The organism is uncultured Leptotrichia sp., assembly GCF_938036635.1.
GTDB lineage: Bacteria > Fusobacteriota > Fusobacteriia > Fusobacteriales > Leptotrichiaceae > Leptotrichia > Leptotrichia hongkongensis.
Genome location: NZ_CALHQO010000357.1, coordinates 1 through 1,205, shown reverse-complemented (window position 1 = coordinate 1,205; position 1,205 = coordinate 1). Strand labels below are relative to the sequence as shown.

The following is a 1,205-nucleotide window of genomic DNA, read 5'->3' as shown; positions in this document are numbered from 1 at the left end:
ACTAAAATTGAACTACTAAAAATTATATAAATTTAGGGTTTGAGTAAATAGTCATAGCCTTTTGAGTTTAGTTTTAAAGCAGTTTTACTATAATGTTCAAATTAAAGGTTTATTTGATTTTTAAAAGAATTTTTAGTGTAATGTGAAGAAATGGGAGAGGAAGTGATGAATGAGTTGGAAAATAATAAAATTAAGTTATATGGATTTAACAATTTAACAAAAACATTAAGTTTTAATATTTATGATATTTGCTATGCAGAAACAGAGAGAGAGCAAAAGGACTATATTGCATATATTGATGAGCAGTATAATTCAGAAAGGCTTACAAAAATACTTATTCGTGTGGCAGAAATGATTGGAGCACAAGTCTTGAACATATCAAAGCAGGACTACGAGCCACAAGGAGCCTCTGTAAATGTTTTAATTGCAGAAGAAAGAATAAGTCCAGAAAATATCGACAAGTCTTGTAATAGAGGAAAGCCATTTTTTGAGGAAATTGGAATGGATGAAAACAGTATAAAAAAAGGTGGGGCAAGTCAGGATACGGATACAGTCCACGCCCATTTGGATAAAAGCCATATAACAGTGCATACTTTCCCAGAATACCATCCAGATAATTCAATTTCCACTTTTAGAGTAGATATTGATATTGCAACTTGTGGGGAAATTTCACCATTAAATACGTTAAACTATTTGATAGACAGTTTTGATTCTGATATAATTACAATTGACTACAGAATACGTGGATTTACAAGGGATATTTCAGGAAAGAAATTTTTTACAGATCATAATATAACTTCTATTCAAGATTATATTGAGCCTGAAAAATTAAAAATATACGATGCGATTGACGTAAATGTATACCAGTCTAACATTTTCCATACAAAAATGCTAATAAAGGAAATCAGATTACAAAATTATCTATTCAATCAAGATGTTTATGAAATCGCACCTAAAAAAAGGCTGGAAATTACGGATAGACTTAGGAAGGAAATGATTGAAATTTATAGTGGAATGAATATTTATTAAAACTATTATAAAGCAAAGGGGAACAGTCGACATCCCCTTTTATTTCGCAATATTAGTTATTTTAATTTCTTTAAATCATAACATCTGAAGATTTTGGCGAAAGTGCTACGCACTAATCCCCACTTGTCTAAGCATTTTTTGAAGTGAAATTAAAATTTTGAAAATTTGGATAAAAG

At 29.7% G+C, this 1,205-nt stretch carries 1 protein-coding gene; it reads left to right on the top strand.

The features are described from left to right. Positions 1 to 165: 165 nt before the first annotated feature. The gene (gene speD, locus Q0370_RS07195; protein WP_021746703.1) at positions 166 to 1,029 is read left to right on the top strand and encodes an adenosylmethionine decarboxylase; all 864 of its coding nucleotides are present in this window, start codon (positions 166 to 168) and stop codon (positions 1,027 to 1,029) included. Positions 1,030 to 1,205 lie beyond the last annotated feature (176 nt).